The sequence below is a fragment of the Caballeronia sp. genome (assembly GCF_049581465.1).
Lineage (GTDB): Bacteria > Pseudomonadota > Gammaproteobacteria > Burkholderiales > Burkholderiaceae > Caballeronia.
In genome coordinates, this window is the sequence record NZ_JBAUSA010000648.1 from 1 (window position 1) to 3,986 (window position 3,986).

The 3,986-nt window shown below is 60.6% G+C and carries 5 protein-coding genes; all 5 read left to right on the top strand.

Annotated features, from left to right (window positions below):
* Positions 1-105 precede the first annotated feature (105 nt).
* Positions 106-933, top strand: a complete 828-nt coding sequence (gene urtD, locus WCA53_RS15910) for an urea ABC transporter ATP-binding protein UrtD (RefSeq protein WP_423912178.1) — start codon at positions 106-108, stop codon at positions 931-933.
* A 17-nt stretch (positions 934-950) separates the two neighbouring features.
* The gene (gene urtE, locus WCA53_RS15915; RefSeq protein WP_423912165.1) at positions 951-1,643 is read left to right on the top strand and encodes an urea ABC transporter ATP-binding subunit UrtE; all 693 of its coding nucleotides are present in this window, start codon (positions 951-953) and stop codon (positions 1,641-1,643) included.
* A 44-nt stretch (positions 1,644-1,687) separates the two neighbouring features.
* Positions 1,688-2,566 carry an urease accessory protein UreD gene (locus tag WCA53_RS15920; protein WP_423912169.1) on the top strand — a complete coding sequence of 293 codons (879 nt, stop codon included), beginning with the start codon at positions 1,688-1,690 and terminating at the stop codon, positions 2,564-2,566.
* 176 nt (positions 2,567-2,742) lie between these two features.
* Positions 2,743-3,534, top strand: a complete 792-nt coding sequence (locus WCA53_RS15925) for a transporter substrate-binding domain-containing protein (RefSeq protein WP_423912172.1) — start codon at positions 2,743-2,745, stop codon at positions 3,532-3,534.
* Positions 3,535-3,571: 37 nt separating this feature from the next.
* Positions 3,572-3,986, top strand: a 415-nt coding sequence (locus WCA53_RS15930; protein WP_423912175.1) for an amino acid ABC transporter permease, incomplete at its 3' end; no start/stop codon positions are given.

Below are 3,986 nucleotides of genomic sequence, written 5' to 3' on the forward strand. Positions count from 1 at the left end.
GCCCAACGGAATCATGGGTCTCATCGACATGGCGCTACGCAAGAAGAAAGCAGGAGGACACCCACATTGACCGCCTATAACGCATTGATCGTGGACCTTCCGCCCATACCGGAAGTCAGCGAACGTAATCAACATGGCATCACGGGCCTGGGCCATGTGCTGACACCGGGCGAGATCGACGTCTCGCACGGCACGATCCTGTATCTCGAAGACGTGATGGTCAGCTTCGACGGATTTCGCGCGCTCAACAAGCTGACATTATCGATCGACGTGGGGGAACTGCGTTGCGTGATTGGGCCGAATGGCGCCGGCAAGACCACCATGATGGACGTCATCACCGGCAAGACGCGCCCTGATTCGGGCAAGGTGTTCCTGGGCCAGACCTTCGATCTCACGCGCATGTCGGAGCCGGTGATCGCGCGCACGGGTATCGGACGAAAATTCCAGAAGCCGACCGTGTTCGAGAATCATCCCGTGTGGGAGAACCTCGAACTCGCGATGAAAACCAACAAGGGCTGGCTGGCATCGCTGCGCTCGAAGCTCGATCGCGCGGCGCAGGCCAGGATCGAGGAAACGCTCGAACTGACGCATCTTGAACGCGACGCCATGCGTTACGCCGGCGAGTTGTCGCACGGGCAGAAACAGCGCCTGGAGATCGGCATGTTGCTGATGCAGCAGCCCGCCCTTCTTCTGCTCGATGAACCCGCCGCCGGCATGACCGATCATGAAACCATGCAGCTTGCCGATTTGCTGAACAAGCTGCGCGGCACGTGTTCGATGATGGTCGTCGAGCACGACATGGAATTTGTCGCGGCGCTGTCGGGCGACACGGGACGCGTGACGGTGATGGCCGAAGGCAGCGTGCTGGCGCACGGCACGCTCGACGAAGTGAAGCGCGACGAAAAAGTGATCGAGTCATACCTCGGCCGATAACACCCAAGGAATTCCAGATGCTCGAAGTCGATTCGCTTAATCAGTTTTATGGCGGCAGCCACATCTTGCGCGACGTGAGGATGACTGTGCCGGAGGGCAAACTCACAGTCCTGCTCGGCCGTAACGGCGTGGGCAAGACGACGTTGCTGCGCTGCCTGATGGGTGTCGTGCCTACGAAAGGCGGCACGATTTCATGGCGCGGCGCGAAGATTTCTTCGATGCCCACGCACAAGCGCGTGGCCAGCGGCCTCGCGTACGTGCCGCAAGGACGGGATATCTTTGGACGGCTGACCGTGGAGGAAAACTTGATGGTGGGCGCGGCGAGCCGCAAGGCGCCATCGAAAGTACCGGACCGGATCTATGAACTTTTCCCCGTGCTGAAGGACATGAAAAACCGGCGCGGCGGGGATTTATCGGGCGGACAGCAACAGCAACTGGCTATAGGACGGGCGTTGATGAGCGAGCCGCAATTGCTGATTCTCGATGAACCCACGGAAGGCATCCAGCCGTCCATCATCCAGGATATCGGGCGGACCTTGCGACAACTCGTCGATGAAATGGGCATGACGGTGTTGCTCGTCGAACAGTATTACGACTTCGCGCGCGAGCTTGCCGACCGGTATTGGGTAATGAGCCGGGGCGAGATCGTCGCGGGCGGTGCGGGCTCGGAGATGGAAGCGAATGGCGTGCGGGAGTTGATCGCAGTCTGACGCTCGCCGTAACATGGCGGCTTCTTCTCTTCGATCCCTGGCATTTGATGCATCACGAACCTTTATCCGCGCTGTTGGCGGCTCCTGTCGAACACGAGTGGCACGGCAAGCTTGAACTTGGCTTCACGCGCCAGCAGTCCGGACGCACGGCACTGACGCATCGCAAGCACGTTGGGCCTTTGCGAGTGCAACGGCCTTTGTATCCCGAAGGCGATGCCATTTGTCATGCTGTCATCGTGCATCCTCCGGGGGGTGTCGCGGGTGGGGATCGGCTGGCTATTGACATTGACCTGGCTTCGGATACGCATGCGGTCATCACCACGCCCGGCGCGACCAAGTGGTACAAGGCGAACGGCAAGCTCGCGACGCAACGCATCGATGTGCGGCTGGCGGCTGGCGCGAGGCTGGATTGGCTGCCGCAGAACAACATCGTGTTCGAGGCGTCGAATGTGGCGCTGGAGTTTTCCCTGACGCTCGACGACGACGCGACGGCTATCGGCTGGGACGCGATGCAGCTAGGCCGTCAGGCAGCCGGCGAACGATGGTCGCAAGGGCAATTGAGTTCTGTTGCGCGGATTCGGGGCTCTGATGGGCGCTTGCGCTGGTTTGAGCGCGCTTTGCTTGCGGCAGACGATCCGTTGCGTATTGCGCCGCAAGGGCTCTGGGAATTTGCGGCTTATGGGACGCTTTGGGCAGTCGGTCCCGCTTGCGACGATACGCTCGCGGAATCGCTCACCGGCTCCTTGCCCTTCGGTGACTCGCTTCGCGCCGCTGCATCTTGTGTCGCGCCGGGGGTGATCATCGTGCGCGCCATCAGTCATTCGATGGAACCGCTGCAGCGCGCGCTAACGCAATGCTGGATGCAGTTGAGGCCTGTTGTGCATCAGGTCGATGCGAAACCGTTGCGGTTGTGGACGACGTAGCCTTCAATCGTTGCAAAGAAATGGCACCACGCAGGTGCAGTTAAACGCATTATTTTTGTGCATGACAAGATTCCCACGCTCGCTGACGCCCATCTGTCATGACGCAGAAGGGATGGCACGACTCTCGCTTAGCCTTGGCGCAAACAGCACAGCCTGCTTAAGCTCCAAGGAAACCCATGACCAACCCGCTTCGCCGCGCGTGGCTCGCAGCCATTCTCGCCGTCCCCGCACTCGCCCTTTCCCCTCTCACCGCTCAAGCCGACGCCCTGGACAACATCTCGAAGGCCGGCACGCTTAAGGTCGCCGTCCCCGAGGACTACCCGCCCTTCGGCGCAGTAGGCGCAGACATGAAGCCGCAAGGCTATGACATCGACATGGCCGCGCTCCTCGCCAAATCGATGGGCGTAAAACTGGAACTGGTTCCGGTCAACAGCGCGAACCGCGTGCCTTACCTCACGACAAACAAAGTCGACCTCGTGATCTCATCGCTGGGAAAAACGCCTGACCGCGAAAAGGTGATGGATTTCTCTACCGCCTACGCGCCCTACTTCCAGGGCGTCTTCGGCCCGGCCAACATCAAGGTAATAGGCCCCGCCGACCTGACCGGCAAGACCGTTGGCGCCACCCGTGGCGCGCTCGAAGAGATTGCTCTGACGCAAATGGCGCCGAACGCGGCCATCAAGCGTTTCGAGGACAACAACGCGACCATCCAGGCGTTCCTCTCCGGACAGGTCGACCTGATCGCGGCGGGCAATATCGTGGCGGCGGCGATCCTGTCGAGGAACCCGCCGCGCCGGCCGGAACCGAAGTTCGTGATCAAGAACTCGCCGTGCTTCGTCGGAATGAATAAGAACGAACCGCGCCTACTCGCTAAAGTCGATGCTGCCATCGCGCAATCGAAGCAGGACGGCACGCTCGAAGCCCTGTCGCAGAAATGGTTCAAGGCACCGCTGCCCGCTGGTCTATAACAACTCATAAAGCACATAAGAAAAGGCGCGGCGTTCAATGGCTTATCAACTTCAGTTCGGCGATCTCGGGCAGTACGCCGGCATGTTCGCGAGCGGCGCGGCGGTCACGCTCGGGCTGACCGCCGTGTCGACCGTGTTGGGCCTCACGGTCGGCATACTCGGCGCGGCGGGCAAGGGCAACAAGTTCGGTGCGGTGCGTTCACTCGTGGGCGGCTATGTGGAGGCGATCCGCAATACGCCATTTATCGTGCAACTGTTCTTCGTCTTCTTCGGGTTGCCGGCGCTTGGCATCCATATTGATGAATATGTAGCGGCCGTTCTCGCGATGACGCTCAACCTCGGCGCGTATTCAGTGGAGATCGTGCGCTCCGGAATCGCGGCCGTGCCCAAGGGTCATCATGAAGCGGCAGCATCGCTTGCCATGACGCGAGGGCAGACGTTCATCCATGTGG

Bases quoted from the DNA above. Each gene is read 5' to 3' on its own strand.
- urtE (WP_423912165.1), top strand. From the start codon at position 951: ATGCTCGAAGTCGATTCGCTTAATCAGTTTTATGGCGGCAGCCACATC.
- WCA53_RS15925 (WP_423912172.1), top strand. From the start codon at position 2,743: ATGACCAACCCGCTTCGCCGCGCGTGGCTCGCAGCCATTCTCGCCGTC.